The organism is Micromonospora narathiwatensis (genome assembly GCF_900089605.1).
Classification (GTDB): domain Bacteria; phylum Actinomycetota; class Actinomycetes; order Mycobacteriales; family Micromonosporaceae; genus Micromonospora; species Micromonospora narathiwatensis.
In genome coordinates, this window is record NZ_LT594324.1 from 517,829 (window position 1) to 544,310 (window position 26,482).

23 protein-coding genes and 5 tRNA genes are annotated in these 26,482 nt (G+C 73.0%); 16 read left to right on the forward strand and 12 right to left on the reverse strand.

What is annotated here, in order from left to right:
* Positions 1-392 precede the first annotated feature (392 nt).
* From GA0070621_RS02290 to GA0070621_RS02310, 5 genes are all read left to right on the forward strand, one after another.
* The gene (locus GA0070621_RS02290; protein ID WP_167666513.1) at positions 393-6,791 is read left to right on the forward strand and encodes an RHS repeat domain-containing protein; all 6,399 of its coding nucleotides are present in this window, start codon (positions 393-395) and stop codon (positions 6,789-6,791) included.
* Positions 6,776-7,096 carry an Imm32 family immunity protein gene (locus GA0070621_RS02295; RefSeq protein WP_157739802.1) on the forward strand — a complete coding sequence of 107 codons (321 nt, stop codon included), beginning with the start codon at positions 6,776-6,778 and terminating at the stop codon, positions 7,094-7,096. Before GA0070621_RS02290 ends, GA0070621_RS02295 begins: the two co-directional genes overlap by 16 nt.
* A gap of 9 nt (positions 7,097-7,105) precedes the next feature.
* Positions 7,106-7,516, forward strand: a complete 411-nt coding sequence (locus tag GA0070621_RS02300; protein ID WP_091191191.1) for a barstar family protein — start codon at positions 7,106-7,108, stop codon at positions 7,514-7,516.
* Positions 7,517-7,659: 143 nt separating this feature from the next.
* A complete protein-coding gene (locus tag GA0070621_RS02305) occupies positions 7,660-8,190 on the forward strand; it encodes a DUF488 domain-containing protein (protein WP_091191193.1) in 531 nt (176 codons plus the stop codon).
* A gap of 49 nt (positions 8,191-8,239) precedes the next feature.
* Positions 8,240-8,767, forward strand: coding sequence for a GNAT family N-acetyltransferase (locus GA0070621_RS02310; RefSeq protein WP_091191195.1), 528 nt, complete (start codon positions 8,240-8,242; stop codon positions 8,765-8,767).
* Between the two features lies 1 nt (position 8,768).
* Here GA0070621_RS02310 and GA0070621_RS02315 read toward each other — a convergent pair whose 3' ends face one another.
* Genes GA0070621_RS02315 through bioB form a run of 3 tightly spaced genes read right to left on the reverse strand, consistent with a single transcriptional unit; the run spans position 8,769 to position 10,475 of the window.
* Entirely contained in the window at positions 8,769-9,275 is a 507-nt protein-coding gene (locus tag GA0070621_RS02315) for a GNAT family N-acetyltransferase (RefSeq protein WP_091191197.1), read from the reverse strand.
* A 3-nt stretch (positions 9,276-9,278) separates the two neighbouring features.
* A complete protein-coding gene (gene bsaP, locus GA0070621_RS02320; protein WP_091191199.1) occupies positions 9,279-9,470 on the reverse strand; it encodes a biotin synthase auxiliary protein BsaP in 192 nt (63 codons plus the stop codon).
* Between the two features lie 9 nt (positions 9,471-9,479).
* Positions 9,480-10,475: a biotin synthase BioB gene (bioB, locus tag GA0070621_RS02325; protein WP_091191201.1), complete on the reverse strand. Its 996-nt coding sequence runs from the start codon at positions 10,473-10,475 to the stop codon at positions 9,480-9,482.
* Between the two features lie 140 nt (positions 10,476-10,615).
* Between bioB and GA0070621_RS02330 the strand changes: the two genes are divergently transcribed.
* On the forward strand, positions 10,616-11,764 hold the full coding sequence (locus GA0070621_RS02330) for an 8-amino-7-oxononanoate synthase (protein ID WP_091201893.1): 1,149 nt from the start codon (positions 10,616-10,618) through the stop codon (positions 11,762-11,764).
* A complete protein-coding gene (gene bioD, locus GA0070621_RS02335; RefSeq protein WP_091191202.1) occupies positions 11,761-12,489 on the forward strand; it encodes a dethiobiotin synthase in 729 nt (242 codons plus the stop codon). The genes GA0070621_RS02330 and bioD overlap by 4 nt, the downstream gene beginning before the upstream one ends.
* Before the next feature lie 105 nt (positions 12,490-12,594).
* Here bioD and GA0070621_RS02340 read toward each other — a convergent pair whose 3' ends face one another.
* The gene (locus GA0070621_RS02340; RefSeq protein WP_091191205.1) at positions 12,595-13,758 is read right to left on the reverse strand and encodes a cytochrome P450; all 1,164 of its coding nucleotides are present in this window, start codon (positions 13,756-13,758) and stop codon (positions 12,595-12,597) included.
* A gap of 9 nt (positions 13,759-13,767) precedes the next feature.
* Entirely contained in the window at positions 13,768-14,436 is a 669-nt protein-coding gene (locus tag GA0070621_RS02345; RefSeq protein WP_091191209.1) for a class I SAM-dependent methyltransferase, read from the reverse strand.
* Positions 14,437-14,640: 204 nt separating this feature from the next.
* Between GA0070621_RS02345 and GA0070621_RS02350 the strand changes: the two genes are divergently transcribed.
* Positions 14,641-15,531: a hypothetical protein gene (locus GA0070621_RS02350; RefSeq protein ID WP_167666515.1), complete on the forward strand. Its 891-nt coding sequence runs from the start codon at positions 14,641-14,643 to the stop codon at positions 15,529-15,531.
* A 13-nt stretch (positions 15,532-15,544) separates the two neighbouring features.
* Here GA0070621_RS02350 and GA0070621_RS02355 read toward each other — a convergent pair whose 3' ends face one another.
* A complete protein-coding gene (locus tag GA0070621_RS02355) occupies positions 15,545-16,147 on the reverse strand; it encodes a TetR/AcrR family transcriptional regulator (protein ID WP_091191211.1) in 603 nt (200 codons plus the stop codon).
* A 267-nt stretch (positions 16,148-16,414) separates the two neighbouring features.
* On the opposite strand from GA0070621_RS02355, the gene GA0070621_RS02360 reads away from it, so the two are divergent.
* From GA0070621_RS02360 to GA0070621_RS02370, 3 genes are all read left to right on the forward strand, one after another.
* Positions 16,415-16,487: transfer RNA gene (locus tag GA0070621_RS02360), tRNA-Gly, on the forward strand.
* A 34-nt stretch (positions 16,488-16,521) separates the two neighbouring features.
* Positions 16,522-16,592: transfer RNA gene (locus tag GA0070621_RS02365), tRNA-Cys, on the forward strand.
* Positions 16,593-16,605: 13 nt separating this feature from the next.
* Positions 16,606-16,680, forward strand: a tRNA-Val gene (locus GA0070621_RS02370).
* 74 nt (positions 16,681-16,754) lie between these two features.
* On the opposite strand, the gene GA0070621_RS30250 is transcribed toward GA0070621_RS02370, so the two are convergent.
* A complete protein-coding gene (locus GA0070621_RS30250; protein ID WP_091191213.1) occupies positions 16,755-17,735 on the reverse strand; it encodes an ArsR/SmtB family transcription factor in 981 nt (326 codons plus the stop codon).
* A 69-nt stretch (positions 17,736-17,804) separates the two neighbouring features.
* On the opposite strand from GA0070621_RS30250, the gene GA0070621_RS30255 reads away from it, so the two are divergent.
* On the forward strand, positions 17,805-18,623 hold the full coding sequence (locus GA0070621_RS30255) for an isocitrate lyase/PEP mutase family protein (protein ID WP_091191215.1): 819 nt from the start codon (positions 17,805-17,807) through the stop codon (positions 18,621-18,623).
* Positions 18,624-18,716: 93 nt separating this feature from the next.
* Here the strand turns inward: GA0070621_RS30255 and GA0070621_RS02385 are convergent, their stop codons facing one another.
* Positions 18,717-18,956, reverse strand: coding sequence for a DUF6458 family protein (locus GA0070621_RS02385; RefSeq protein ID WP_091191217.1), 240 nt, complete (start codon positions 18,954-18,956; stop codon positions 18,717-18,719).
* 171 nt (positions 18,957-19,127) lie between these two features.
* Here GA0070621_RS02385 and GA0070621_RS02390 point away from each other — a divergent pair.
* Together GA0070621_RS02390 and GA0070621_RS02395 are read left to right on the forward strand one after the other, a co-directional pair.
* Positions 19,128-19,200 (forward strand) — tRNA-Gly (locus tag GA0070621_RS02390).
* Between the two features lie 58 nt (positions 19,201-19,258).
* Positions 19,259-19,333, forward strand: a tRNA-Val gene (locus GA0070621_RS02395).
* A 54-nt stretch (positions 19,334-19,387) separates the two neighbouring features.
* Here GA0070621_RS02395 and GA0070621_RS02400 read toward each other — a convergent pair.
* Positions 19,388-19,855, reverse strand: a complete 468-nt coding sequence (locus GA0070621_RS02400) for a response regulator transcription factor (RefSeq protein ID WP_091191221.1) — start codon at positions 19,853-19,855, stop codon at positions 19,388-19,390.
* A 102-nt stretch (positions 19,856-19,957) separates the two neighbouring features.
* Here GA0070621_RS02400 and GA0070621_RS02405 point away from each other — a divergent pair, with 102 nt between their 5' ends.
* Complete coding sequence (locus tag GA0070621_RS02405) at positions 19,958-20,569, forward strand: hypothetical protein (protein ID WP_157739803.1); 612 nt, start codon at positions 19,958-19,960, stop codon at positions 20,567-20,569.
* A 66-nt stretch (positions 20,570-20,635) separates the two neighbouring features.
* On the opposite strand, the gene GA0070621_RS02410 is transcribed toward GA0070621_RS02405, so the two are convergent.
* Positions 20,636-22,885, reverse strand: coding sequence for an MMPL family transporter (locus GA0070621_RS02410; RefSeq protein ID WP_167666516.1), 2,250 nt, complete (start codon positions 22,883-22,885; stop codon positions 20,636-20,638).
* A 205-nt stretch (positions 22,886-23,090) separates the two neighbouring features.
* Positions 23,091-23,630: a hypothetical protein gene (locus GA0070621_RS02415; protein WP_091191226.1), complete on the reverse strand. Its 540-nt coding sequence runs from the start codon at positions 23,628-23,630 to the stop codon at positions 23,091-23,093.
* A 786-nt stretch (positions 23,631-24,416) separates the two neighbouring features.
* Between GA0070621_RS02415 and GA0070621_RS02420 the strand changes: the two genes are divergently transcribed.
* Positions 24,417-25,424 (forward strand): NAD-dependent epimerase/dehydratase family protein, encoded by a 1,008-nt coding sequence (locus tag GA0070621_RS02420; protein WP_091191228.1) that lies wholly within the window; start codon positions 24,417-24,419, stop codon positions 25,422-25,424.
* 35 nt (positions 25,425-25,459) lie between these two features.
* Here the strand turns inward: GA0070621_RS02420 and GA0070621_RS02425 are convergent, their stop codons facing one another.
* Positions 25,460-26,434, reverse strand: a complete 975-nt coding sequence (locus tag GA0070621_RS02425; protein ID WP_091191231.1) for an Acg family FMN-binding oxidoreductase — start codon at positions 26,432-26,434, stop codon at positions 25,460-25,462.
* Positions 26,435-26,482: the final 48 nt, after the last annotated feature.

A 26,482-nucleotide genomic window follows, 5' to 3' on the forward strand; every position in this document is an offset into this window, starting at 1 on the left:
CAAATTTCAACGATCATCGATGCCGCGGGGGGCAACCGATGGCTGCACGTCTGGACGCTGGACGCGTAATCGAACGTCCACGCCACCACGGGCCGGATTCCGGGCCGCGCGTTCATCGTCGGGTGGCGCGGCCGGCACTCGTCCGGCGACCCGCCCGGCACCGTCGCCCGGCGGCCCCGCCGCGGCGCTCCCGCGCGATCCGGTACCGGCCGTAGGCCCACCGCGCCGATCTCCTCATCCACCGACCGGTCCCGGTCCTGGCCCGATCTCCCCGGGTCCGGCCGACCCTCCTGGCTGCCCGTCGACGGCGTGTGTCCCGACCCGGTCCACGTCGATCGACGCCTGTCGAGATTCATCGAATGCGGTAATCACGCATGCTTCGAGGAGCACACATGGATGGCGTCCGCCTGCCGCTACCCTCCCTGCCGCGTCCCGGCCGGACACGACTGCTGACCGCCGCCGCCACCGCGGCCCTCATGGCCATGGCGCTGATCAGCGCACCCCCGGCCGCGTCGGCCGCGACCGAGTACCGGCCGCCCGCGCCACGGAAGGTGCCGACGGTGCCGGTGTCCCCGGTGGCGCCGGGCACCTCGGGCGCCCGGGCCGCGATGCCCGACGCGACCCGCAACCCGGCGCCGGCCTGGCCGGCCGCGGGAGCCGCCGAGGTGGACCTCGCCGCCCGTCCGGCCGCGCCGGTCGGCGCTGGTGCGCTCCCGGTACGCGTCCGCGCGGCGGGCGCGGGCGCGGTCTCCTCGGCCGGGCGGGCTCTCGCGCCCGCCGCCACCCCGTCCCGCATGCGGGTGGAGGTGCTGGACCGGGCCGCCACCGAGCGGGCCGGAGTCCGGGGCGTCCTGCTCCGGGTTGGCCGTACCGACGGTGTCCCGGAGGCGGGCAGTGCCCAGCTGACCGTCGACTACGCCAGGTTCGCCACCGCCTACGGCGCGGACTGGGCCGCCCGGCTGCGCCTGGTCTCGATGCCGGTATGCGCGCTCACCGAACCCGGCGGGAAGGAGTGCGCGGGTACGCCGCTGCGATCGACCAACGATCTGAAGGCGCGTACCGTCTCGGCGGCCGTGCCGGTCGCCGCGACCAACAGCCTGGTGGCGGTGATGGCCGGCGACTCCAGCGCCGCGGGCGACTACAAGGCCACCTCGCTCCAGCCGTCCTCGACCTGGACGGCCGGCGGGAACTCCGGCGCCTTCACCTGGAACTACCCGATGCGGGTCCCGCCGTCGCTCAACGGGCCGGCACCGAGCCTCGCCCTGTCGTACTCGTCGCACTCCGTCGACGGCCGCCAGGCGGCGAGCAACAACCAGCCCTCCTGGGCTGGTGAGGGCTTCGAGGCCAACCCGGGGGGCTTCATCGAGCGGCGCTACCTCGGTTGCGGCCAGGACATGGACGGCTCGGCCAACAACACCAAGAAGACCAGCGACCTGTGCTGGGCGACCGACAACGCCACGCTCTCCCTCGGCGGCCACTCCGGCGAACTGCTCTACAACGCGACCGAGGGCCGCTGGCACCTGCGCTCGGACGACGGCTCGCGGATCGAGCGCAAGACCGGCGCCAGCAACGGCGACAACAACGGCGAGTACTGGGTGGTGACCACCACCGACGGCACCCAGTACTGGTTCGGGGTGAACCGGCTGCCCGGCTGGGCGTCCGGGAACGCGGTCACGAACTCGACGCTGACCGCGCCGGTGTTCGGCAACCACGCGGGCGAACCCTGCCACGCCACCGCGTTCATCGATTCCTCCTGCGCCCAGGCGTGGCGGTGGAACCTCGACTACGTGGTGGACGTGCACGGCAACTCCGCCTCGTACTGGTACACCAAGGAGACCAACAAGTACGGCCGTAACCTCGACGCCAACGACGCCACGTCGTACGACCGCGCCGGCTACCTCGACCACATCTCGTACGGCACCCGCCGCGACAGTGGCGTGGAGTCGGTGCTGAGCACCCCGGCGCCGGCGCAGGTGGTCTTCGGGGTGGCGGACCGCTGCCTGTCGAGCTGTGCCACCCACGACGCGGCGCACTGGCCGGACACCCCGTGGGACCAGCAGTGCACCGGGTCCAACTGCGGCACGGTCTTCTCGCCCACCTTCTGGACCACCAAGCGGCTGGCGACCGTGACCACCCAGATCCGCTCCGGCAGCTCGTACTCCGACGTGGAGCGCTGGACGCTGACCCACACGTTCCCCGACCCGGGTGACGGCACCCGGGCCGGCCTATGGCTGTCGAAGATCTCCCACGCCGGCCTGGTCGGCACGGCCACCACCGTGCCGGACATCGAGTTCACCGGGGTACAGCTGCCCAACCGGGTCGACACGATCGACTTCGCGGCGGCGATGAACTGGTGGCGGATCGCCAAGATCCAGACCGAGACCGGCGGCACGATCAGCGTCACCTACTCCGGCCCGGACTGCGTGGCCGGCCAGACGCCGACACCGCAGACGAACACGAAGCGCTGCTACCCGTCGGTCTGGACCCCGGAGGGCTACAGCAACCCGGTCACCGACTGGTTCCACAAGTACGTCGTGACCACCGTCTACGAGCAGGACAACACCGGCGGGGCGCCACCGCAGGGCAGCCCCCGGGTGGTGCACACCTACAGCTACCTCGACGGCGCGGCGTGGCACTACAGCGACGACGACGGCCTGATCGAGAAGAAGTACAAGACCTGGTCGAGCTACCGGGGCTACGGCCGGGTCGCCGTGACGACCGGTGACCCGGGGGAGCAGACCTACACCGAGACCCGCTACTTCCGGGGCATGGACGGCGACCGGGCCGCGCCGTCGGGCGGCACCAAGTCGGTCACCATCGACGGGTTCGCCGACGCGGACTGGTTCGCCGGCCTGACCCGCGAGGTCAAGACGTTCAACGGGCCGGATGGGGCGGTGGTGTCGCGTGAGACGAGCGACCCGTGGGGTTCCGCGGCGACCGCGACCCGCACCATCAACGGCGACACGGTGACCGCCCGGTTCACCCGGGTCGCCACGACCCGCAACTACACCACGCTGGACGGCGGACGCGGCGAGCGGGCCACCCGGACCACAACCACCTACGACTCGCTCGGCATGGCCATTCAGGTCGACGACTTCGGCCAGGACGGGGTCGCCGGCGACGAGCAGTGCCAGAAGATCGACTACGGCCCGCGCAACGACACCCTCTGGCTGATGGACAAGGTGCACCGCACCCGGTCGTACGCGGTGCAGTGCTCGGCGACCACCGGCACCCTCACGGACGCCGACGTGATCACCGAGGAGCGGACCAGCTTCGACGGTCAGGCCTTCGGGACCGCGCCCACCCGGGGCCTGGCCACGAAGACCGAGAAGATGACGGCCTGGAACGCGGGCGCGCCCGCCTTCGCCACCGTCTCCCAGGGCGCCTACGACAAGTACGGGCGGGTCACCACGGCGTGGGACGCGATGAACGCCAAGACCACCACGGCGTACACCCCCGCCACCGGTGGGCCGGTGACCGCGACCACGGTCACGAACGCGCTGCAGCACGTGGCCTCGACGACCGTGAACCCGGCGTGGGGCAGCAACTCCGCGATCGTCGACGCCAACAACAAGCGGACGGAGCTGGCCTACGACGGCCTCGGCCGGCTGACCGCGGTGTGGCTGCCCGGCCGGGACAAGGCGACCCAGTCGGCCAACGTCACCTTCAGCTACCTGATCCGTAACAACGCGGCCACCGTGGTGTCCACCTCCCAGCTGAACCCGGCTGGCGCGTACAACTCGATCTACGCCCTCTACGACGGCCTGTTGCGGCTCCGGCAGACCCAGTCGCCCTCGCCGTCGGGCGGCCGGCTGCTGACCGACACCTTCTACGATACGGCCGGCCGGGAGGTGAAGGCGTTCGGCAGCTACCACAGCACCGGGACGCCGGGCACCACGCTGGTCACCGCCACCGAGCGGGCGTTCGTACCGACCCAGACCCGGACCGTGTACGACGGCGCCGGTCGGCCGACCGCGTCCGTCTTCCAGCCCTACGACGCGGAGCGCTGGCGGACGTCCGTCTACTACGCCGGTGACCGCACCGACACGACGCCCCCCGCCGGGGGCACCGCCACCTCCACGCTCACCGACGCCCGGGGCCGAACCGTCTCGGTGCGCCAGTACCACGGCACGACCCCGACCCCGGGCACGGTCGGTTCCTGGGACACCACGTCGTACGCGTACAACCGAAAGGGGCAGCTGACCGGCGTCACGGACGCGCTGGGCAACCAGTGGCTCTACGAGTACGACCTGCAGGGCCGCCGGACCAAGACGACCGACCCGGACACGGGCGTCAGCACCTTCGGGTACGACGCGGCCGACCGGGTCACCCTGTCCACTGACGGCCGCGGCAAGAAGCTGGCGTACCTCTACGACCCGCTGGGCCGCAAGCGGGCGGTGTACGACAACGCGGTCGGCGGCACCATGCGGGCGCAATGGGTCTACGACACCATCGCCAAGGGCCGGCTGTCGCAGTCGACCCGGTTCGTGGGCAGTGCCGCCTACCAGACCAAGATCGTTGGATACACCGACCAGTACCAGCCGACCGGCGTCCAGGTGGTGATCCCGACCTCGGAGACCAACCTGGCCGGCACCTACGACTTCTTCAGCACGTACAACATCGACGGGAGCGTCAACTCGGCCAGCCTGCCGTCCACCGGTGGTGACCTGCCGGCCGAGACCCTCTCCTACACCTACGACGCCCTCGGTCAGCCGACCACGATGACCTCGCTGTACGGCGCGGCGAACCTGTCCTACGTGGCCGGCACCACGTACAACGCTCTGGGTGAGCTCGACCAGCTCACGCTCGACACGGACGACACCGCCGGCGGCCGGGTGTGGCAGGCGTTCACCCACGAGCTGGAGACCGGGCGGCTGACCGGTGTCCGGGTGGACCGGGACACCGTTGCCCCCAACACGCTGTCGGACGTCCGCTACACCTACGACAACGCTGGCAACATCACCAAGGCGGTGGACGTCGCGCCGGACCCGGTCGACGACACCCAGTGCTTCACGTACGACCACCTGCGCCGGCTCACCGATGCGTGGACGCCGAGCAACGGCGACTGCGCAGCCGCGCCGTCGGCCACCGCGCTGGGCGGTCCGGCACCGTACTGGCACTCGTGGACGTTCGACCCGGTGGGCAACCGCAAGACGCAAGTTGTGCACACCAGCACGGGCAACACCACCACGACGTACGGCTACCCGGCCGCCAAGGCGGCGCAGCCGCACACCCTGTCGACCACCACCACCGGCTCTCTGGTCCAGAACTACAAGTATGACGAGTCGGGCAACACGATCTGCCGGCCGGCGGGGACGGCCACCAACACCTGCCCGACCGGCACCGGGTCGCAGGTGCTCACCTGGGATCCCGAGGGGCACCTGGAGACCAGCACCGACGCCACCGGCACCACCACCTACATCTACGACGCGGACGGCAACCGGCTGATCCGCCGCGACCCGGCCGGCAAGACCCTCTACCTGCCGGGTGAGGAGCTGCGCTACACCAACGGCACCGGGACCGCCACCTGCACGCGCTACTACGCGTACGGCGGATCGCTGGCCGCCTCCCGGACCGGCGGGGGCCTGACCTGGCTCGCCGCTGACCACCAGGGCACGGCGAATGTGTCGGTCAGCGCCAACGCCGCACAGACCGCCACAGTGCGCCGGCAGAACCCGTACGGCAACCCGCGGGGCGGCAGCCCGACCTGGGCCAACGACAAGGGCTTCGTCGGCGGCACCAAGGACAACACCGGGCTGACCCACCTCGGCGCCCGGGAGTACGACCCCGCCACCGGCCGGTTCGTCTCCGTCGACCCGGTCTTCGACCTGCAGAATCCGCAGTCCTGGACCGGATACGGGTACAGCAGCAGCTCGCCGGTTACCTTCAGCGACCCGAGCGGGCTGAAGGACTGCGCCGGTGCCTACACCTGCGACGGCACCTCCGAGGGAGTAGGAAAACCACCGAAGGACGAGTGCTTCAACTACACCGGGAGCGCCCAGCGTCGCTGCGAGGAGAAAGGCCCCAGCGGGCAGAACACGAGCGCCGGGCAGGCCACCGGTGGCTCGGGGTCCGGCGACAGCCCAAGGGCGAACCTGCCGACCATCCCGCCGGAGAAGAAGCGGCAGCTGGACAACTACATCCGGATGGTCGTCGACCAGAACCCGGACACCTGGAACATCCCCGGCTCGCCCGCCTACAACGCCATCATGGTCCGCCTCAAGCACGCCCTGTTCGGGTCACCCACTTGGAAGGACTACTGGGAGGCGCTGGACCAGATGGTGGTCACCACCGTCGTGGCCGCCGTCGGCGCCGCCCTCTGCCCGGAGACGGCCGGCGCGGGCTGCATGCTCGCCGTCGCGGCGTATGCCGGCGCTGCCGGACAGTGCATGGACGACTGCGAGGACACCCAGGCCCTGGCGCTGGCGGCGGTACTCGGGGCGGCGACTGACGGACTAGGGAGACCGAGCGCGCGCATTCCAGGGCGGCTGGTCCCCAGTGGCGTCAGGAACCTGACCGACGGCGCGCACATGTCGACCAGTGATGCCCTGAACACAGCGGTCGAGTTCCTTGGTCCTGGATATCGGGACATGGGAGGTGGTAGGTTCCTCAGCCAGGATGGGCTGCGACAAGTCCGATTGACGGATGCGGATCTGGCACACCCGCGCCAAGACCCACACATCAATTTCGAGACTTACAATCAGCCAATCGGTCCCGGCGTAAGAAGCGGCGGTCCGGCTACCAACATTCACATTTATCTACCCGAGGAGCCGGGATGGCACACGCCGTAGACGTTGGTGGTGCCCATGACCGTCGCAAGTCGCCGGTTACCATCGACGTGCTCACCTACGATCCCGCACACGGCGTCGGAACGTGGTGGGACGACGAGACCGTCCTCCGAGCGGAGGTATGGGACGCGCCGGAGCGGACTGTCGTCATCTCTGGAAATCGGGCCGGGCTGCGCTCTCTTGCCAGGCACTTGTTGACGTTGGCGCAGGATGCGGTGCCCGATGGTCGACACCTCGATTTCGATACGTACTGCGGGTGGCTGGAAGAAGGCTCGGCAGCCATCCGAATCGAGGTGGAGAAAGAGTAGGACCGGACGGTGGAGCGTCGTCCGGACGTCACGCCTGTGGCGGCCTCGGAGATCGAGGCCGCCACGGCGGCTGCCCGCGCACAAAACGTGCGCGTGTACCTGCTGTCGACCGGAGCAGGCGGCGGGCGGGACGCCTTTTTCGACGCCGTCCGGGCGACGCTGCCACTCGATCCGCCGCTGGTGAGCAACAACAGCTGGGACGCGCTGGCGGACTCGATGTTCGGCGGCTTGGTGCTCCTCGACGTCGGCCAGGTCCTCGTGGTGTGGACCGACCCGGCGGAAATGATCGTCACCGCATCCGAGGACGCCGACACCGCCGTCAGTGTGCTGGTGCAGACCGCAACCGATCTGGCCGAGCCGAAGTACACGCAGGGCCGCCCGGTCTCAGTCACGGTGTTGCTGGCCACGGACCAGTCGTAGTGGCGACGCCTGGCCGGCAGGCGTCGCCACTACGCTCTCGGCTGGGCCTGCCCGCGGTGCCGGTGCGGCTGCCCGTCGTCGCCCCGAGGTGGGTCGCCGTCAGTTGACGGGTGGATGGTGGCGCACCGGGGCAAGCTGACCTGATGGAGTGCGAGTTGCTGACCGTCGGGCACGGCGCCGCCGACCGGGAACGGCTCGCGGCGCTGCTGGCCGGCGCGGGAGTCGCCCTCGTGGTGGACGTACGGCGGTACCCGGCCAGCCGGACCAACCCGGACGTCCGGCGCGAGGCGCTCGAACGCTGGCTGCCGGAGCGGGGGATCGGCTACCGCTGGGAGCCCCGCCTCGGTGGCCGCCGGCACGTACGCGCCGGGGAACCGGAGCCGGACACCTGGTGGACCGTCGCAGCGTTCCGGGCGTACGCCGCGTACACCCGGACGCCGGAGTTCGACGCGGCGCTGGACGCGGTGCTGGCCGACGCGGCGCGGCGGACCACGGCGGTGATGTGCAGCGAGAGCGTGTGGTGGCGCTGCCACCGACGCCTGATCGCCGACGTGGCCGTGCTCGGTCGCGGGGTGCCGGTGCGCCACCTCATGCCGGACGGCCGGCTCGGCCCGCACCGGCCGGCCGAGGGCGCCCGCCGTCTCCCCGACGGCCACTTGACCTGGGACCGCTGACCGCGGGAACTCGCTCGCCTCTACCCGGCCGCGCCACTAGCCTGCACCCATGCCGGAACTGATCACCCCGACCACCCGCCTGCACCGGTCCTGGCTGGCCGCCCGGGACGACTGGGGTCGGGGCGTCCATCAGGACGGCAGCGGACTGCAGCCCACCGACGACGTGGACTCACCGGAGGGCTTCGCGGACTGGGTGGGGCGGCTGCAGGACGGTGCGGGCGAGTCCCGGCCGCTGCCGGAGGGCTGGGTCCCCGCGGTCTACTGGTGGATCGTCGAGGGCGACGAGGTGCTGGGCACCATCTCGCTGCGGCTGCGACTCAACGACTTCCTCCTGCGCGCCGGCGGCCACATTGGCTACGGCGTGCGCCCCTCCGCCCGGCGCCGGGGCGTGGCGACCTTCGCCCTCGGCGTGGCGCTCGCCGAGGCCGCCCGGCGGGACATCGATCCGGTCCTGGTCACCTGCGACGACGCCAACGTCCCCTCCGCGCGGATCATCGAGCGGCACGGTGGGGTGCTGGAGGACGTCCGGGAGACCGAGCGGGGGCGAGCCAGGCGGTACTGGATCCGTACCCGCTGAGTCAGTCGCGCAGGTCCTCGGCGAGCAGGTCCATCAGCAGGCCGTCGTGCCAGCGGCCGTCCGCGCCGCGCTCGTAGCGGCGCATGATGCCCACCGGGCGGAAACCCACCTTCGCGTACGCCCGGATGGCCGCGGTGTTCGCCGCCGCCGGGTCGATGGTGAAGCGGTGGTGGCCGTGCTCGTCGATCAGATGCCGGACCAGGGTACGGATGGCGTCCCCGCCGAGGCCCGCGCCGCGTACCTCGGGGTCGAGGAAGAGGTCCAGGCTGGCGTGGCGGTAGTCCGGCTCAGTCTCGGCGGACCACTGGATCGCGCCGACCACCCGGCCGTCGTGCTCGATGGCGTAGACGGTCAGCTCGTCGTCGGCCAGGTCGGCGCGGATCTCCCCGGCCAGATCGTCGCCGCCACGCCACCAGCGCCGGACCTCCGGGGTGGCCCGGATCGCCGCGAGGGCGGGCACGTCCGCGTCCGTCGCCGGTCGCAGTGTCACCGCCCGCCCGCGCAGCACCGGTCAGCCCCGGGTCTCGCCGTGCTCGACGCAGACCGCCGACCAGCCCGTCGGCACCACCTGCACCTTCATCCGCCGCCGGCAGTACGCGCAGTAGCGCGGCGGCTCCAACGCCCGCGCCGCCGCGCACGCCTCGTGCGGACCCGCCGCGGCGGACTCACCGCAGCGGTCGCACCACAGCTCGCTCAGGGTCACGTCTCAGCCTCACAGGGTCGCGGAGAGCGCCTTGACCGGCATCTTCAGATCGTCCAGCAGCTTCAGGTCGTCGGTCGCCGACCGGCCCAGCGTGGTCAGGTAGTTGCCGACGATGACCGCGTTGATGCCGCCGAGCAGGCCGTCCCGGGTGCCCAGGTCGCCGAGGGTGAGCTCCCGGCCGCCCGCGTACCGCAGGATGGTGCGCGGCATGGCCAGCCGGAACGCGGCGATGGCCCGCAGCGCGTCCTTGCCCGCCACCACCTGGCGGTCGCCGAGCGGGGTGCCCGGCCGGGGGTTGAGGAAGTTCAGCGGGACCTCGTGCGGGTCCAGCTCGGCGAGCTGCGCGGCGAACTCGGCGCGCTGCTCCACCGTCTCGCCCAGGCCGAGGATGCCGCCGCAGCAGACCTCCATGCCGGACTCGCGGACCATCCGCAGGGTCTCCCAGCGCTCCTCCCACGAGTGCGTGGTGACCACGTTCGGGAAGTAGGAGCGGCAGGTCTCCAGGTTGTGGTTGTAGCGGTGCACACCCATCTCGACCAGCTCGTCGACCTGCTCCTGGGTGAGCATGCCCAGCGAGGCGGCGACCTGGATGTCCACCTCCGCCTTGATGGCCGCCACGCCCTCGCGCATCTGCTTCATCAGCCGGGCGTCCGGGCCGCGTACCGCCGCCACGATGCAGAACTCGGTCGCCCCGGTGGCCGCGGTCTGCTTCGCCGCCTCGACCAGCGCCGGGATGTCCAGCCAGACCGAGCGGACCGGCGAGGTGAACAGGCCGGACTGCGAGCAGAAGTGGCAGTCCTCCGGGCAGCCGCCGGTCTTGAGCGAGACGATCCCCTCGACCTCGACCTCCGGGCCGCACCAGCGCATCCGTACCTCGTGGGCGAGCTGGAGGGCGGCCGGCAGGTGCTCGTCGGGCAGGTTCAGCACGGCGAGGACGCCGGCCTCGTCGAGGCCGACGCCGTTCTCCAGTACCTGGGTGCGGGCCTGGTCGAGGATCTCTGGCATGGCTCGTACCCTACAAGGCCGGTTGACGGGGAGAAATCGGCTCCGCGCCCGGGTCGAGGTCAGGGCGGGAGTGGATCCGCCGAGGTCCGGCGGGTGGGTGGTAACTTCGCCGCGAAGCGGTCGACGGCAGGGGAGTGACGGTGGCGGACTGGCTGGCGGCCCTGGACCGCCGCGCCGAACTGCGGGCCAGGGCGGGGCTGACCCGTCGGCTGCACCCGCGCGCCGCCGCCGACGCCGTGGTCGACCTGGCCGGCAACGACTACCTCGGCCTGGCCACCCACCCGGAGGTCACCGCCGCCGCCACGCGGGCGTTGTCCGCGTATGGGCTGGGCGCCACCGGGTCGCGGCTGGTACGCGGCTCGACCGACGTCCACCACGCGCTGGAGGACGCCCTCGCGGAGTGGCTCGGCACCGACCGGGCGCTGGTCTTCTCCTCCGGCTACCTGGCCAACCTCGCCGCCGTCCGGGGCCTGGCGCGACCGCGTACGCTGCTCGTCTCCGACGCCCACAACCACGCCTCGCTGATCGACGGGTGCCGGATCTCCGGCGCGGAGACCGTGGTGACCCCGCACGGTGACGTCGACGCGGTGGCCGCCGCGCTCGCCGCCACGCCCGGCCGACCCGCGGTGGTGGTCACCGAGTCGGTCTTCTCCGTCGACGGCGATCTCGCCCCGCTGGCCGCGCTGCACGCCGTGGCCCGTCGGCACGGTGCCCTGCTGCTGGTCGACGACGCGCACGCGCTCGGCGTCACCGGTCCGGCCGGGGCGGGCGGGGTGGCCGAGGCGGGCCTGGCCGGCGAGCCGGACGTGGTGGTGACCGCCACGCTCTCCAAGGCGCTCGGCGGGGCCGGCGGGGTGGTGGCCGGGCCGGCGGAGTTCGTCCGGCACCTGGTGGAGACCGGCCGTACCTTCATCTTCGACACCGCGCTGCCGCCGGCGGTGGCCGCCGGCGTGCTGGCGGCGGTCCGGCTGGCCCGGTCCGGCGACGGGTTGCGCGCCGAACTCGCCGAACGGGCCGCGCTCGCGGTCCGCCGGCTGGGCGCGGCCGGGCTGGACGTGTCCGCCCCCGACGCGGCCGTGGTGTCGGTGACCGCGCCCAGCCCGGAGGCGGCGACCGCGTGGGCGGCCGGGTGCCGGGAGCGGGGCGTCGCCGTAGGCTGCTTCCGGCCGCCGTCCACCCCGGACAGCCGGTCCCGGCTCCGGTTGACCATCAGCGCCGGGGTGGCCCGGGCGGACTTCGTCCGGGCCCTGGACGTCATCGTGGACTGTGCCCCGAAGGAGGGCTCATGACTACTGGCTGGACCGGGCCGGTGTTGGTGACGGGCACGGACACCGAGGTGGGCAAGACCGTGGTCACCGCGGCGATCGCGGCGGCGGCGCAGGCCGCCGGGCTGCGGGTCGCGGTGGTCAAGCCCGGCCAGACCGGTACGGCCACCGGCGAGCCGGGCGACGTCGACTCGGTCACCCGACTGGCCGCCCCGCTGACCGGCCGGACCCTGGCCGCCTATCCGGACCCGCTCGCCCCGCTCGCCGCGGCCCGGGTCGCCGACCTGCCGCCGCTGGAGCTCTACACCGCCGTCGACGCGATCCGCGAGGAGACCGACAAGCACGATCTGGTGCTCGTCGAGGGGGCCGGCGGGCTGCTCGTACCGATGGGGCTGCGGCCGTCGGGCGAGCCCTGGACGGTGGCTGACCTGGCGGTGTCGCTGGGCGCGCCGGCCGTGGTGGTGGCCCGCGCCGGCCTCGGCACGCTCAACCACACCGCGCTCACCCTGGAGGCCCTCGAACGCCGGGCGATCCCGGCGGGCGTGGTCATCGGCGCCTGGCCGGCCGAGCCGGAGCTGGTGCACTGGGCCAACCTGACCGAGCTGGCGCCCAACCTGATCGGCGCGGTCCCGATGGGCGCCGGCGCGATGGACCCGGGGGTGTTCCGCCGCTCCGCGCCCGGCTGGCTCACCCCCGCCCTCTACGGCGTGCTCGACGATTGGCGGACCTGGGCCGAGGACGCCAGCTGAACAGTCGCCGCCGCCCGCAGGTCGCCCTGAGCGTCCTGTCGAGCTGAATCGGATACGACATCAGGGCGGCCGGGTGATGCGACGAAGGCGCGAGGTCGGGTGCGGTCAGGGCCGGCGGATCACGAACGCGTCCGGCATCCGGAAGGTGAGATTGTCCGGGCACCACGGCGGACGGACCACGGTCACGCCGTCGAGCAGCGGCGTCGCCTCGGCGACCACCACCGCGGCCTCCATCCGGGCCAGTTGCGCGCCGACGCACCGGTGCGCGCCCGCCCCGAAGGCCAGGTGCCGGCGGGAGCCGCGCTGCCCCGGCCGGAACTCACCCGGCGCGGCGACCACCTCCGGGTCCCGGCCGGCCCGGGCCAGCCAGGCCACGATGCTGGTGCCGGCGGCGACAGGGGTGCCGCCCAGCGTGGTGTCCACCGCCGCGACCCGCCGCCAGGTGACGATCGGCGGCTCCAGCCGCAGCCCCTCCTCGACCACGTCGGCGACCGCGACCTCGCCGGCGCGTAACCCGGCCCGGACCGCCGGTTCGCCGGTGAGCCGGTGCAGCAGCAGGGTGAGGAACTGCGAGGTGGTCTCCTGGCCGGCGACCAACAGGAAGAACAGCGCGCCGACGACCACGTCGGGAGAGTGCCCGGCGGCCCGCAGCCGGGCGGCCAGCCCGCCGCCGGTCGCGGCGAACGCGCGCAGCACGGTGTGGAACCGCCCCACCTCGGCGGCGAGGGCGAGCTGACGGTCCTCGTCGAGCGGCGCCCAGAACAGTTCCAGGGCGGCCCGGGCGAAGTCCTTGACCGCGCCGACCGGGGCGTCCGGCAGCTCGACCAGCCGGGCCAGCACCAGCAGTGGCAGGTCGGCGGCGAGTTCGGCGTACAGGTCGACCGGCGCGCCGGCGTCGAGGGCGGCGGCGAGCCGGGTCACCCGCCGCCGGACCAGGTCGGTCAGCCAGGGCTGCTGCGCGGCCACCCGGTCGGGGTGCAGCGCGTCGGCGACGATGCCGCGGATCTCGGGGTGGCTGGCTCCCGAGTTGTTGGCCAGCGTCGGCGGCAGCCGGAACCGGTGACCGGCGAGGACCCGCAGGGCGGCCACCGGGATCGGGGTCACCGCGTCGAGGGCGTTGTCCGGCCGGAAGGTCGCCGGGTCGGTGAGCAGCTGCCGAACCAGCGCGTGCCGGGTCACCACCAGGTGCGGCACGCCGACGTGGTCGACCACGGTGGCCTGGTCGGGCCACGGACCGTCGACGGACTCTCCCCAGCCCCGGAACAGCACGGCGTCACGCTAGCGGGCGGCCCCCGGCGGAGCCGGGTCCAGCTCCCACACGGTGGTGTGCTTCACCCGTACGCTCTCCAGCGCCTCGGGCACCGGCACGTCGTACCCGGCCAGCTCGTGGAACCGCTCGCGGGGCAGGAACGCCCGGCCCGGGTCGCCGACCAGCACGCGGGCCCCGGACCGGGCGGCCCGGAGCAGGAAGCGCAGCACCCGGCGGGCCATCGCCTCGCTGTAGAAGACGTCGCCGGCCAGCACCACCTCGGCGTCCCCGGCGTCGCCGTCGAGGATGTCGCCGAGTTCGGCGTCGACGCGTACCCCGTTGGCCTCGGCGTTGAGCGCGACGGCCGCGACCGCCCGCTCGTCCACCTCGACGGCCCGGACGGCGGCGGCGCCGGCGCGGGCGGCGGCGATGGCGACCAGGCCGGAGCCGGAGGCGAGGTCGAGCACCCGCCGTCCGGCGACCAGCTCGGCGTGGTCGGTGACGTAGCGGGCGAGCGCCTGCCCGCCGGCCCAGGCGAAGGCCCAGAACGGCGGCGGTTGGGCGCTGCGGAACTCACCCTCGGTCAGCTCCCAGAGGCCGATCGGCTCGTCGGCCTGGTGCAGCCGCACCTCGGGGACGAAGGCGACCGGGGCGAGCCGGGCGTGCAGCCGGACGAAGGCGGCGGACAGGTCGGACACCGGGTGATTCTGTCGTACGGTCCGGCGCCGGCCGCCGCGCGGTGCGTGCCGGGCGGATCCCGGCGTGTCGCGGCTCGGCGGTGAGCGGTTCACCACGGTCGGTGAGAACCGCCCCCGGAGTTGGCGGTCGGTGCGAACCCGCCCGTCTACCGGCCCGCCCGGGGCGCTCATAGCGTTGCCCCAGGGACGACGGGAGGACGGGCGGTGGTGAGCGTGTGGCGGTACGCGCTGCGGATCGGGATGGCGTTGACCTGTCTGTCGGGCGTGGGGCTCGGCGTGGCCGTGCCGGCGCGGGCGGCGGCACCCTTCGCGACCGAGCTGAGCGGCCTGCCGGACGAGTTCACCGCCGGTGACCGGGTGGAGACCCTCGCCGCGGTGGTGTCCCGGTCCGATCGGGGCGGCTGCGTCAAGGTGCGCTGGTCGATGCTGCTGCGGGTGCAGGGGCTGCGGCTGGACCAGGTGCGGGTGGACCGGGTGGAGGACGGCGGCTCGTTCCCGCTGGACATCCGGACCGAGGGGGACGTGGCGCGGCTGACCGACCGGCAGCTCGACCCCGGCATCCTCTGCCCGGGGCGCACGGTCACCGCCCGCTACCGGGTCGCCTTCGCGGCGGACGTCACCCGGGGTCGGGTGAGTTTCGCGGCCGAGGCCTACGACCCGGAGCTGCGGCTGCTGGCCCGGCGGACCGCGACCCGCCCGGTGGTGGGCCGGAACGCGGGCACCACCGAGGCGACACCGGAGCCGACGGAGAGCCCGGTCGCCCCCACCGCCCCGGCGACGGAGGTACCGGCCGCCGTGGCCCCGGCGACGGACGAGCCGGCCGCGGCGACGGACGAGCCGGCCAACCCGGACGACCCGGCGGCGGACGACGCGGCGGTGGAACCGCCGCCGCCCGGCGCGGCGGGCCGGCCGGTCGCGTCCTCGGGCGGCTTCGGGGTGGTCCAGGCGGCCTTCCTCCTCGGTGGGCTGCTGCTCTGCCTCGGCGCCGGGATGTTGCTGCGGATGCGGCGCCTGCTGCGGCCGGTCGGCGAGGCGGCGGGGGAGGACCCGGAGCCGGCGTACGCGCGGCCGGTCAGACGGGCGCGGTGGCGATAGGCCGGGCGCGGGATCAGTCGAGCTGGCCTGGTTCCAGCCCCAGCTCGCGTGCGGCGACGAGGCGGATCCACTCGGCGATCTGCCGTCGGGTGATCACCCGCTCGTGCACCGCGAGCTGCACCGCCAGGCCGTCCATCACCGCGCTGATCCGCCACGCCGCGCCCGCCGGATCCGGGCAGTCGAAGGTGCCGTCGGCCACCCCGTCGGAGATCACCGTGGCGAGATCCTGCCGCCACCGCAGGTCGAGCCGACGGGAGAGTTTCTCCAACTCGGGGGTGCGCAGCGACTCCGCCCAGCCGTCGATCCAGATGGACCACGAGGTCGACCGGCCGGTCGGGGCGTAGAGGCGCAGCATCCGGCGCAGCTTGGCCAGCGGTGGGGCGGAGGAGCGGAGCACCGTGTCGAGCCGGGTCAGGTCCTGTTCGACGGCGTACGCGAACGCCTGCGCGAGCAGCCGGTCCTTGGTGGCGAAGTGGTAGAAGACCAGGGCCTGGCTGACCCCGGCGGCCTCCGCCACGTCGGCGGTGCGGGTGTTGGCGAGTCCGCGTTCCGCGATCACGTCACAGGCCGTGCGAAGCAGGGCATCCAGGCGGATTTCGGCGGCGCGTCTCGTCACGCCCGTTACCGTAGCCCATCGATGTGACCACGAGGAGTTACCGGCGCGGCCGGTCGGTCGGGTGTGAGTCGGAAGCCGGACACTTCCCGCCTGGCGTGTCGGCGCGGACGTCCCCGTCCGACCGGCGGATGCCACCCAGGCTCCTAGGAAGCTCTACGCGAAGCCGGACGCGGTCACCCAGACGCGCCCGAATGCCGACCCCGATTTGGCAACCGTTCCCGGGCTCGGCTAAAGTTCTCATCCGTCACCGGGAAACACCGGGGGCACGCGGACGTAGCGCAGCTGGTAGCGCATCACCTTGCCAAGGTGAGGGTCGCGGGTTCGAATCCCGTCGTCCGCTCGGAGATGCCGCCACGCATGTCGGGGGCACACTCGGTGGAGTGGCCGAGAGGCGAGGCAACGGCCTGCAAAGCCGTGTACACGGGTTCAAATCCCGTCTCCACCTCGGCAGTAGACGAGGGCGATTGGCGCAGTGGGAGCGCGCTTCCTTGACACGGAAGAGGTCACTGGTTCAAACCCAGTATCGCCCACCAGTTCGATGAGCAGAAGGCTCGTCACCGGACACCGGTGACGAGCCTTCCTGTTTCCGCTGTCCGCGTCGGCACGCTCACGCCGACGCGGACAGCAACGCCTCCGCGACCGCCGTCCGGCTGCTGAGCAGCGACCGGCCGTGTCGGTGCGTCACCACCAGGCCGGCCGCGCGCAGCGCGGTGAGATGCTGCGACACGCCGGCCGGGGAGAGGCCCGTCCGCCGGGCCAGCTCGGTGGTCGACCGGGGCGCGTCCAGCGCCGCGAGCAGCCGCGCCCGCCCCCGACCGAGTACGGCGCCCAGCGCGTCCGGCGCGTCCGGCGGGCAGGCCCACAGCGCGCCGAGGCCCCGGGCCGGGTACGCCAACTGCGGCACGTCCCCGGCGGCGATGCTGAGCACGGACGGCCAGACGAAGATCGACGGCACCAGAACCAGCCCGCTGCCGTCGGGCACGTCCGGAGCCGTGCAGTGCCGCTGGCTGATCAGCAGGGCGTCGCCCTCCCAGCGGACCCGCTCGTGCAGGTCGTTGAGGAGCCCGGCCGCGCCGTCCTCGGCCAGCCGGCAGGCCCGCCGGAAAACCTCCGCGTCCAGCAGGGCCCGGATCCGGGGCCAGTCGCCGGCGAGGGCGAGCCGCCAGTACGCCCCGATCTCCCCGGCGAGCCGGCGCAGCCCGTCCTCCGGGTCGGCGTAGAGGGCGGCCAGCGCCGGTGGCCGGTGGCCGGGGTAGAGGTCCAGGTGGGCGCGGACGGTCCCGGGTGGGGTGGCGCGGAGAGCGGCGAGTTCCTGCCCCAGGTCGGGGGCCAGCCCGGCGGGCGGCGGGGTGAGGAAGTCGGCCAGGTACCCGGGCGCGGGCGGGACGAGGTGCCAGAGCAGGCCGCCGTCCGGGCCGATCAGGTTCGCCTCGGCCAGGCGTGGCCGGACCCGGTTCACCCACGGCAGGTGGATGGCGTGCTGGCCGGGGTCGCGGAGCACCCGTACGCTGGCGACCGTCTCCCAGAGGCAGGACAGCGCGAACCGGACCCGTGCCACGGCGCCCGCCGACAGGCCGATCGCGACCACGCAGCCTCCTTCGTTTCAGCTGGGACTGAAACATTACGGCGACCGGCGGCGTACACCCAGACTGGTCGGGTGAACGATCAACACAGCCTGGCCCTGCACTTCCGTTCCCTGCACGTTCCCGGCGAGCCGCTGGTCCTGGTCAATGCCTGGGACGCCGCGAGCGCCCGGATCGTCGCCGCCGCCGGCGCCCGCGCGGTCGCCACCACCAGCGCCGGCGTGGCCTGGAGCCTCGGCGCCCCGGACGGCGACACCCTCGGCCGTGACGCCGCCGTCGACCTGGTGCGCCGGGTCGTCGCGGCGGTTCCGCTGCCGGTCACCGCCGACATCGAGTCCGGGTACGGCGGCACCGCCGACGAGGTCGCCGAGAGCGTCGCGGCGGTGATCGCGGCCGGCGCGGTCGGCGTCAACGTCGAGGACGCCCGGCACGACGGGGCGACCCCGCTACGGGAGGTCGACGATCAGTGCGACCGACTGGCGGCCGTCCGGTCCGCCGCGAACCGGGCCGGGATCCCGCTGTTCGTCAACGCACGCGTCGACACGTTCCTGCGGGGCGCCGGAGGCGTCGCGGAGACGGTGGCGCGGGCCCGGGCGTACCTGGCGGCCGGCGCCGACGGGGTGTTCGTGCCCGGGACGGTGGACCCCGGCACGCTGGCCGCCCTGGTCGAGGCGATCCCGGCGCCGCTGAACGTCCTGGCCGGCCCGGGCGCCCCGGCGGTGGCCGAACTGGCGAAGACCGGGGTGGCCCGGGTCAGCCTGGGCTCCTCGGTCGCCGAGGCGGCGTACGGGGTGGCCCGCCGGGCCGCCGAGGAGGCGTTCGCCGCCGGGACGTACGACGCCCTCGCCGGTGCCCTCGACTACGGCACGCTCAACGAGTTGATGCGCGGCTGACCCGGCACCCGCCCGGGGTGCCGGCGGCGGCCGGCACCCCGGGCGCAGGTGTCCCGTGACCGGTCAGCTCCGCCGGCCACGGGTGCCCGTACGTCACAGCGGCGGCGCCACGTCCCGGCGTTGCTCGACCTGCCGGTACTCCACCGGCTCGGTCCTGGTGACCACCTCGCGGCGGCGACCCCAGACCAGCGCGGTCATGATCAGGCCGAGTACGCCGGCCGCCATCAGGATCCAACCGACGACGTCCAGGCTGACCCCGCCGATGTTGGCGTCCAGCGCGAAGGTGAGGATCGCGCCGACCGCGATGAGGAAGATGCTGGTTCCGATTCCCACGACAGCCTCCTTCGGAGGACGGGTTGTGCTGTCGGGAGCAGTCAGTACCCTGCCGGCGCCCAGCGCAATCCCGAGGCGGTGGCGGGCGACACCCCGCGAGTGGGGGCCACCCGTGCGGCGATCTTGCCATCGGGTACAGTTCTACCCGTCACCGACGAACGCCGGTGACACGCGGACGTAGCGCAGCTGGTAGCGCATCACCTTGCCAAGGTGAGGGTCGCGGGTTCGAATCCCGTCGTCCGCTCGCGATCCGCCCCTCGCGGGGCCGACCGTCGCCGGATTTTTCGATCCGGCGAGCGCTCGGGCGATTGGCGCAGTGGGAGCGCGCTTCCTTGACACGGAAGAGGTCACTGGTTCAAACCCAGTATCGCCCACCAGATGGTTGAGCGGGCCGACGCCCGTGCTGGTTTGGTTGGGGCAGGGGTGCCGGCCTACTGGCCGAGCCCGGCGGAGCGGGCACGGATGATGGCTTCGGCCCTGCTGGCGACCTGAAGCTTCGCGAAGATGCTGCTGATGTGGTTGCTGACGGTGGCCGGTGCCAGTCCGAGCCGTACCGCGATGGCGGCGTTGCCGAGGCCGGCGGCGATCAGGTTGAGTACCTCGTGTTCTCTCGGCGTCAGCTCCGGGAAGGTGCGGTGATCCGGCGTACGGCCGGAGAGGTGGTTGAGGGCGCGGCGGGCGACGCCGGGGCCGAAGATGGCCTCGCCCGCGGCGACGGCGGCGATGGCGCGGATGACGTTGTCGGGGGCGGCGCCTTTGAGGACGTACCCTTGGGCGCCGGCGCGCATCGCGGCGAAGACCGACTCGTCGTCGTCGAACATGGTGAGCATGAGCACGGCGACGTCCGGAGCGACACGCGAGATTTCCCGCGTCGCTTCGACGCCGGTCAGGTCGGGCATCTCGCCGCCACGGTCGCCGCGACGACCGGCACCCGGCCACGAGATGTCCGCGGCTTCTGGCGGATCCTGCTCGCCGTCATCGCCCCGCTGCCCATGCTGTTCATGGGCGTGCAGTACGTGCTCCTGCCGGTCGACGGTGGTGTGTCGTTCGAGAAGAGCGTCGCCGCCTTCGCCGCGCACCAGGACCGAATGGACCTGCTGGAGTGGCTCCAGGTGCCGTTCCTGGTTCTGCTCGTCCCGGCCACGTACGCCGTGGTCTGGGCGGCGCGCCGCGCCGCGCCCCGCCTGACCACGGCCGGAGCGCTGGTCGCGCTCACCGGGCTGCTCGCCGGCTTCGGCATCCTGGGCGGCACGCCGCGACTGGAGAACGTCACCGTCAGCGAGGGCCTCGACGTCGCGACCATGGCACGGGTCGCCACCGCGATCGAGGAACACCCGACCACCCTGCTCGGTGGGCTGCTGTTCATCCTCGGCATCACGATCGGGCTGCTGCTGCTCGGCATCGCGCTGTGGCGCAGCCGCGTCGCGCCCGCCTGGATGGGTATCGCCCTCGCCGCCGGCGGCTTCACTCACCCGTTCATGCCAGGTCACGTCGCGGCCGGCATCGGTCTGATCGTGGCCGCGGTCGGCTTCGCCGGCGCCAGCGTGGCGCTGCTGCGGACGCGCAACGACGACTTCGACCTGCCCCCGGTGGTGCCGGCCCGTCCGAGCTGAGGCCCGAGCCGGGCGAGACGCGGGACGGCCCGCGCCGCGGTTGTGCGGCGCGGGCCGTCGGCGCCCTCAGCTCACCGGGACAGGCTCGCGCGTGGTCTCCGGCCGTTCCGTGTCCTCCGCCCTCGCCGGCTCCTCGTCGTGGGAGAGGCTGGGCAGCCAGTCGAGCCAGCCCGGCAGGTACCAGGCCCGCTCGCCGAAGAGCTTCATCGTGGCCGGCAGCAGGACGGCGCGTACGACGGTGGCGTCGATCAGGATGGCCACCGCGAGTCCCACGCCCATCTGCTTGAAGCTGAGCAGCGACATGGTGCCGAACACCGCGAACACCGCCACCATGATCAGCGCCGCGTTGGTGACCACGCCCGCGGAGGACCTGATGCCGTGGGTGACCGCGCGCTCCGTGGACATCCCGCTGTCGTACGCCTCGCGGATCCGGCTGAGGATGAAGACCTGGTAGTCCATCGACAGTCCGAACAGGATCACGAAGAGGAACAGCGGCAGCCAGTTCACGATCGCGCCCGGCGTGAAGCCGAGCAGGTCCGCGCCGAGCCCGTCCTGGAACACCAGCACCAGCACGCCGTAGGCGGCGGCCACCGAGAGCAGGTTGAGCAGGATCGCCTGGATCGCCACCAGGAGCGAGCGGAAGCTGCTCAGCAGCAGGACGAACGCCAGCACCAGCACGAACGCGAGGACCAGCGGCGCGGTACGGGACATCTGACGGTTGAAGTCGACGGTGGCGGCCATGGTGCCGGTGACGTACGCCTGGGTGTCCGGCAGCGCGCCCACGGTCTCGGGCACGATCGTCTCCCGCAGCGCCTCGACCGCCTTCCGGCCCTGCTCGCCGTAGCCGATGCTGAGCGAGATCGTGGCCACCGTCCGCGCCGGATTCACCTGGACGCTCACCGGTTCGTGCGCCACCCCGCTGGCCAGCGCCCGATCCTTGAGCCGTTCGATCGCCTGCTGCGCCGCGGGGCTGGACACGTCCGGTGCCTTGACCGCCACGGTGGCCGGTTCGTTGCCGCCCGGGAACGCCTTGTCGATCGCCTTGAACGTGGCCGCGATCGGGTAGTCGCCCTGGAGGTCGTCGATGCCGGGCTGGCCGAGGCGCATGCCGAGGGCGGGAACCGCCAGCGCGGCGAGCACGCCCACCGTCAGTACGGTGGAGATCCACGGGCGGCGCAGCACGCCGGTCAGGACGACGTTCCACACCCGACCGCCGCCGGCCCGGCCACCCAGCCGCCGCGGCCAGGTGACCCGGCCCCGGGTGACCAGCCGTACGATTCCGTGGATCACCCGGGCGTCAACGGCGTCGCCGAACACGGCCAGCGTCGCCGGGAGGACGGTCACCGAGGCCACCATCGCGGTCAGGACGACCAGGATGGTCCCCTGCGCGAAGCCCATGAACACGCCGTGGTCGGTGAGGAACATGCCGGCCATCGCCACGATCACGGTGACCCCGGAGATCAGCACCGCACGACCGGAGGTGGCCGCCGCGATCTCCAGGGCGCGCTCCTTCGACCGGCCGTTCGCCCGTTCCTCCCGTTCCCGGCGTACGTAGAACAGGGAGTAGTCCACGCCCACCGCCAGCCCGATGAGCAGCATCAGGTTGGTGGTCGTGTCGGCCACGTGCAGCACCTTGCTGGCCAGCGCCAGCAGACCGGTGGCGGCGAAGAACGCGGTCATCGACACCCCGAGCGGGATGAGCGTGGGCAACAGGGTGCCGAAGGCGATCAGCAGGATGATCGCGGTGATCGGCAGCGACAGCGCCTCGGCCCGCTGGAAGTCCTCGTTGACCGCCACGCCGGCCAGCCGCTGTATGCTGGCCGCGCCCGCCTGCTCCACCCGCAGTTCGGGGTGTCGGTCCTGTACGCCGGCCACCGCGTCGAGGACCGGCTGCACCCGCTCGTCCGCGGTGTCGCCGGCGCCGGCCATGTCGAACAGCACCAACGCGGTCGTCCCGTCGCTGGTCCGGGGCGCCGGCCCGGCCGGGTCGTACGGGGTGCGCAGGTGTTCCACCTGGCCGGTGGCCTCGACCGCGCTCCGGACGTCCTGCACCGCCTGGCGGAACTCGGGGCTGTCCACCGTGATCCGACCGTCGCGGGACTGGACCAGCACCATCTCGCCGGCCACGTCGGGGAAGCCGGCCTCGTCGATGATCTGCTGGGCCCGGCGCGAGTCGCCGTTCTGGCCCTCGTAGCTCTTCATCGGCGTGGTGCCCACCGCGTTGCCGACAACGGTGGCGACCACCACGAACCCGAGCCAGATCAGGATTGCCCACCAACGGTGGCGGGCGCTCCAGCCGCCGACGAGGGCAGCCACGTTCTTTGTCTTCCTAGTCCGTTCCCCGGTCACTACCGACCTCCGCCGTCTTCGATGAACGCTGTTCGTGGTCGCCCCGACCGTCGACTGAAGCAACCTGTCCTCGAAGCAGCCTCGACGCCGTCGACCTGCACGTCCGGAGACGCCGCTGGCCGGCACCCCGTGCTCGGGTGCCGGCCAGCGGTGTTGTTCATGTTCGGTTGTGTCAGCTGTTCCAGTTCTGGGCGACCAGGTCAGCGGCCTGCTGCTCCCACTGGGCGTAGGCGTCCGGGTACGCCGACACCTGCACCGTCTGCGCGGCCTTGGTCAACGGCATGTCCTGCCACCCGTCGACCTGCTTCAGACCCTTCAGGAACGCGGTCGTCGCGTACTCGGGGTCGGTGATCTGCTCCGGGCTACCCCAACCAGAGGACGGGCGCTGCTGGAACAGACCCAGCGAGTCGTGGTCGTTCTGGTCACCGAGGTGGCCCAGGTTCTCCAGCTTCGACTCCTGAAGCGACGTGGCGATCGAGATGACCGCGGCCCGTTCGGGCATGCCGGCCTTCTTCGTCGCCGCGATGATCGCCTTCGCGTTCGCGGTCTGCTCACCGTTCAGGCTGATCTTCGACTGGGCGCCCTGCACCGCGGCGACCGGGACGCTGTGCACGGGCTCAGCCGCGTGAGCGGCGATCGGACCAGCGAACACACCACCGGCGAAAGCCAGACCAGCAACACCCAGAACACTCTTACGCAGCATCGAATTCATGACCAAAGCTCCATTCGGGGGTTTGGCACACACGCCGACAGGGGGGTCGGGGCATGCGCAAGCACCGTCAGGCGCCCAAACAGGGGGGGAAGGTCTTCGACCGGCTGGCTCGCGGGGCGGGGGATCGCCTCTTCGCGGCGCCGGGACCATGTACAACGACCGACGACCCACCAACATTCCGGGCCCGGGCCACCCCGATCGCAGCGGGCGGCCATCAGCCCCCAGGTTCGGGGGCCTTCCTCGGCCGTGCAGCCCGGTACAACGCCCGCCGACCGCCGACCATTCCCTCCGCGACGCCACCCCGCCGCCTCCGAGACCGGCCATTCAGCGCATATCGCCCAGACAGGCGAGGCGCGCCGGCCAAGATCCACACGAGATCCCCGAAACGGGCCTATCCCAGCACGAGGAAGCCGCAACTTCCCCGAAATCGGCCCCTCGGGAACGCGACGCCGCAACATCCCCGAGGTGGCCCTCCGAAGGCGCGACGCGGCAATTTCCCCGAAATCGGCTCATCTCGGCACGACAAAGCCGCAACTTTCCCGAAATCCCGTATCTGGCGGAGGAGCGGCGGAGCGAGGCCGCAGTTCCCCGAAGGGTGCGCGGATCTTGGCCGGCGGGCCGGCGGGCCGGCGGGCCGGCGGCGGGCGGCGGGCGGGGGCGGCGCGCGGGCGGCGGGCGGGGACCGGGGGCGGAAGGGGGACCGGGGGCGGGGGTTCTGCCGTGGGCAGATCCGCTCAGCGTGAACCTGGCTCGTCGGAGGGCGCGACGGCCGGCAGGGTGGGACGTATGAGACTGCTGGTGCTGGGTGGGTCCGGATTCGTCGGTGGGGCCGTGGTGTCCGAGGGGGTACGGCGTGGCTGGTCGGTGACGGTGTTCAACCGGGGGCTGCACGGCGACGTGCCGGGGGGCGTACGCCGGTTGCGGGGGGACAGGACGGCGCCGGACGGGCTGACGGCGCTCGCCGGCGGTGCGTGGGACCTGGTGGTGGACACCTGGGACGGCGCGCCCCGGGCGGTGCGGGACGCCGCGCGGGCCCTGGCCGGTTCGGTGGGGCACTACGGCTACGTCTCCAGCGGCTCGGTCTACGGCGAACCGGTGGAGTTGGGCTCGGCCGAGGACGCGCCGGTCGTCGAGGCGTCGGCGGACGCGGTGGACGGCGACTATCCACAGCTCAAGGCGGGCGGGGAGCGGGCCGCAGTGGAGGTCTTCGGCGAGCGGGCGCTGCTGGCCCGCGCCGGGCTGATCCTCGGGCCGGGCGAGGACATCGGACGACTGCCGTGGTGGTTGCGGCGGATCGCCCGGGGTGGCGAGGTGCTCGCGCCGGGGCCGCGGGACCTTCCGGTGCAGTACATCGACGTCCGGGACCTGGCGAGCTGGCTGCTGGATCGGTGTGCCGAGGGCACCGGCGGCGCGTACAACGTGGTGGGGCGCAGCGGGCACACGACGATGGGTGAGCTGCTCGACGCGGCGCTCGCGGCCACCGGCGCGGACGCGGTGCTGCGCTGGACGGACCCGGAACCGATCCTGGCCGCGGGTGTCGAACCCTGGAACGACCTGCCGATCTGGATCCCGGTCGGGCACGAGTACCGCTGGTTGCAGGAGCGGGGTGTCGAGCGGGCGTACGCGGCGGGGCTGGTCTGCCGGCCGGTGGCCGAGACGGTCGCCGACACCTGGCGCTGGCTGTGCGAGGTGGGTCAGGTGCCGCCCCGCGCCGGCCGGCCGGCCCGGGCCCCGGTGGGGCTCGACCCGGAACGCGAGGCGGAACTGCTGGCCGGCGTCGCCCGGCCGGCCTGACCGGGCCCGGCCGCCGGGTAGCGGGACGGGCGGGCTCAGGCCGGCGCGACCGGCACGTCGAGCACCTCCTCGACGGGGCGGCGCGGGGTGGTGGCGCCCGGCTGGCCGTATCCGATCCGCATCCCCATCTGCGGGGTGCCGAACCGGCCCAGGGAGAGCCGCAGCGCCTCCCGCGCCCCGGACACCTCGATCGGCTGGGAGATCATCGACACGGCCAGCCCGGCGTCGGTGGCCGTCAGCAGCACCCGTTGCAGGGCCTGGCCCGCGATGATCTGGTCGGTGGTGGTGTTCCCCGCCGATCCCAGCACCGCGACCAGCGGTTCCGGCTCGAAGTCCCGCCCCGGCCCTCGGTTGCGTCCCCCGAAGCCGCGCTGGGGCAGCAGGTCCTGCGGCTCGCCCTGCGGCCCGCCCGATGCGGTCGGCACGCCGTCGGGGGAGGGCTCGGAGCGGATCCAGGCGGCCCGCTCGGCCACGTACGCGGGGTCGCGTTCGAGGACCCGGTGGGCGCTGCGGGCGACCTCGGCGAACGCGTTGACCGCGCCGGTGCCGATCAGCAGCTCCAGCCAGCACTGCTCGGCCCGGGCGGCCTCGACGAGCCGCCACCGGGCGTCGGCGGGTACCGGGTCGGTCCAGAACGGGGCGCGGTTGCTGAACCGGCGGCCGATCGCCGCGTACAGGCTCTGCTCGGTGGGGGTGGGGCGGCGCGGCACGTCCGGTTCCAGCCGGGCCACCACGTTCGGGTCGGCGGGGTACGGGCGGAGCCGGACGGTGGCCGGGGTGCCCGCCACGGCGAGCGCCAGCCGCAGGTTGAACAGGGCGGCCCCGCAGGCGATCCGGGCGCCCCAACCGCTCGGGTCGGTGGCGGGGAGCCCGCGCAGCGGGTCGACGGAGACCTCGATCCCGCCGTCGCGCAGCCGGAACCGCCACGGCTGGGTGTTGTGCAGGGACGGTGCCCGGACGGCGTCGGTGGCGGCGGCCGTCAGCTGCGCGACGGTGAAGCCGGTGTTCATGGTGCTGCTCCTTCCGTGGCCAGCGGCGCCGCCTCCCGGTCGGCTCCC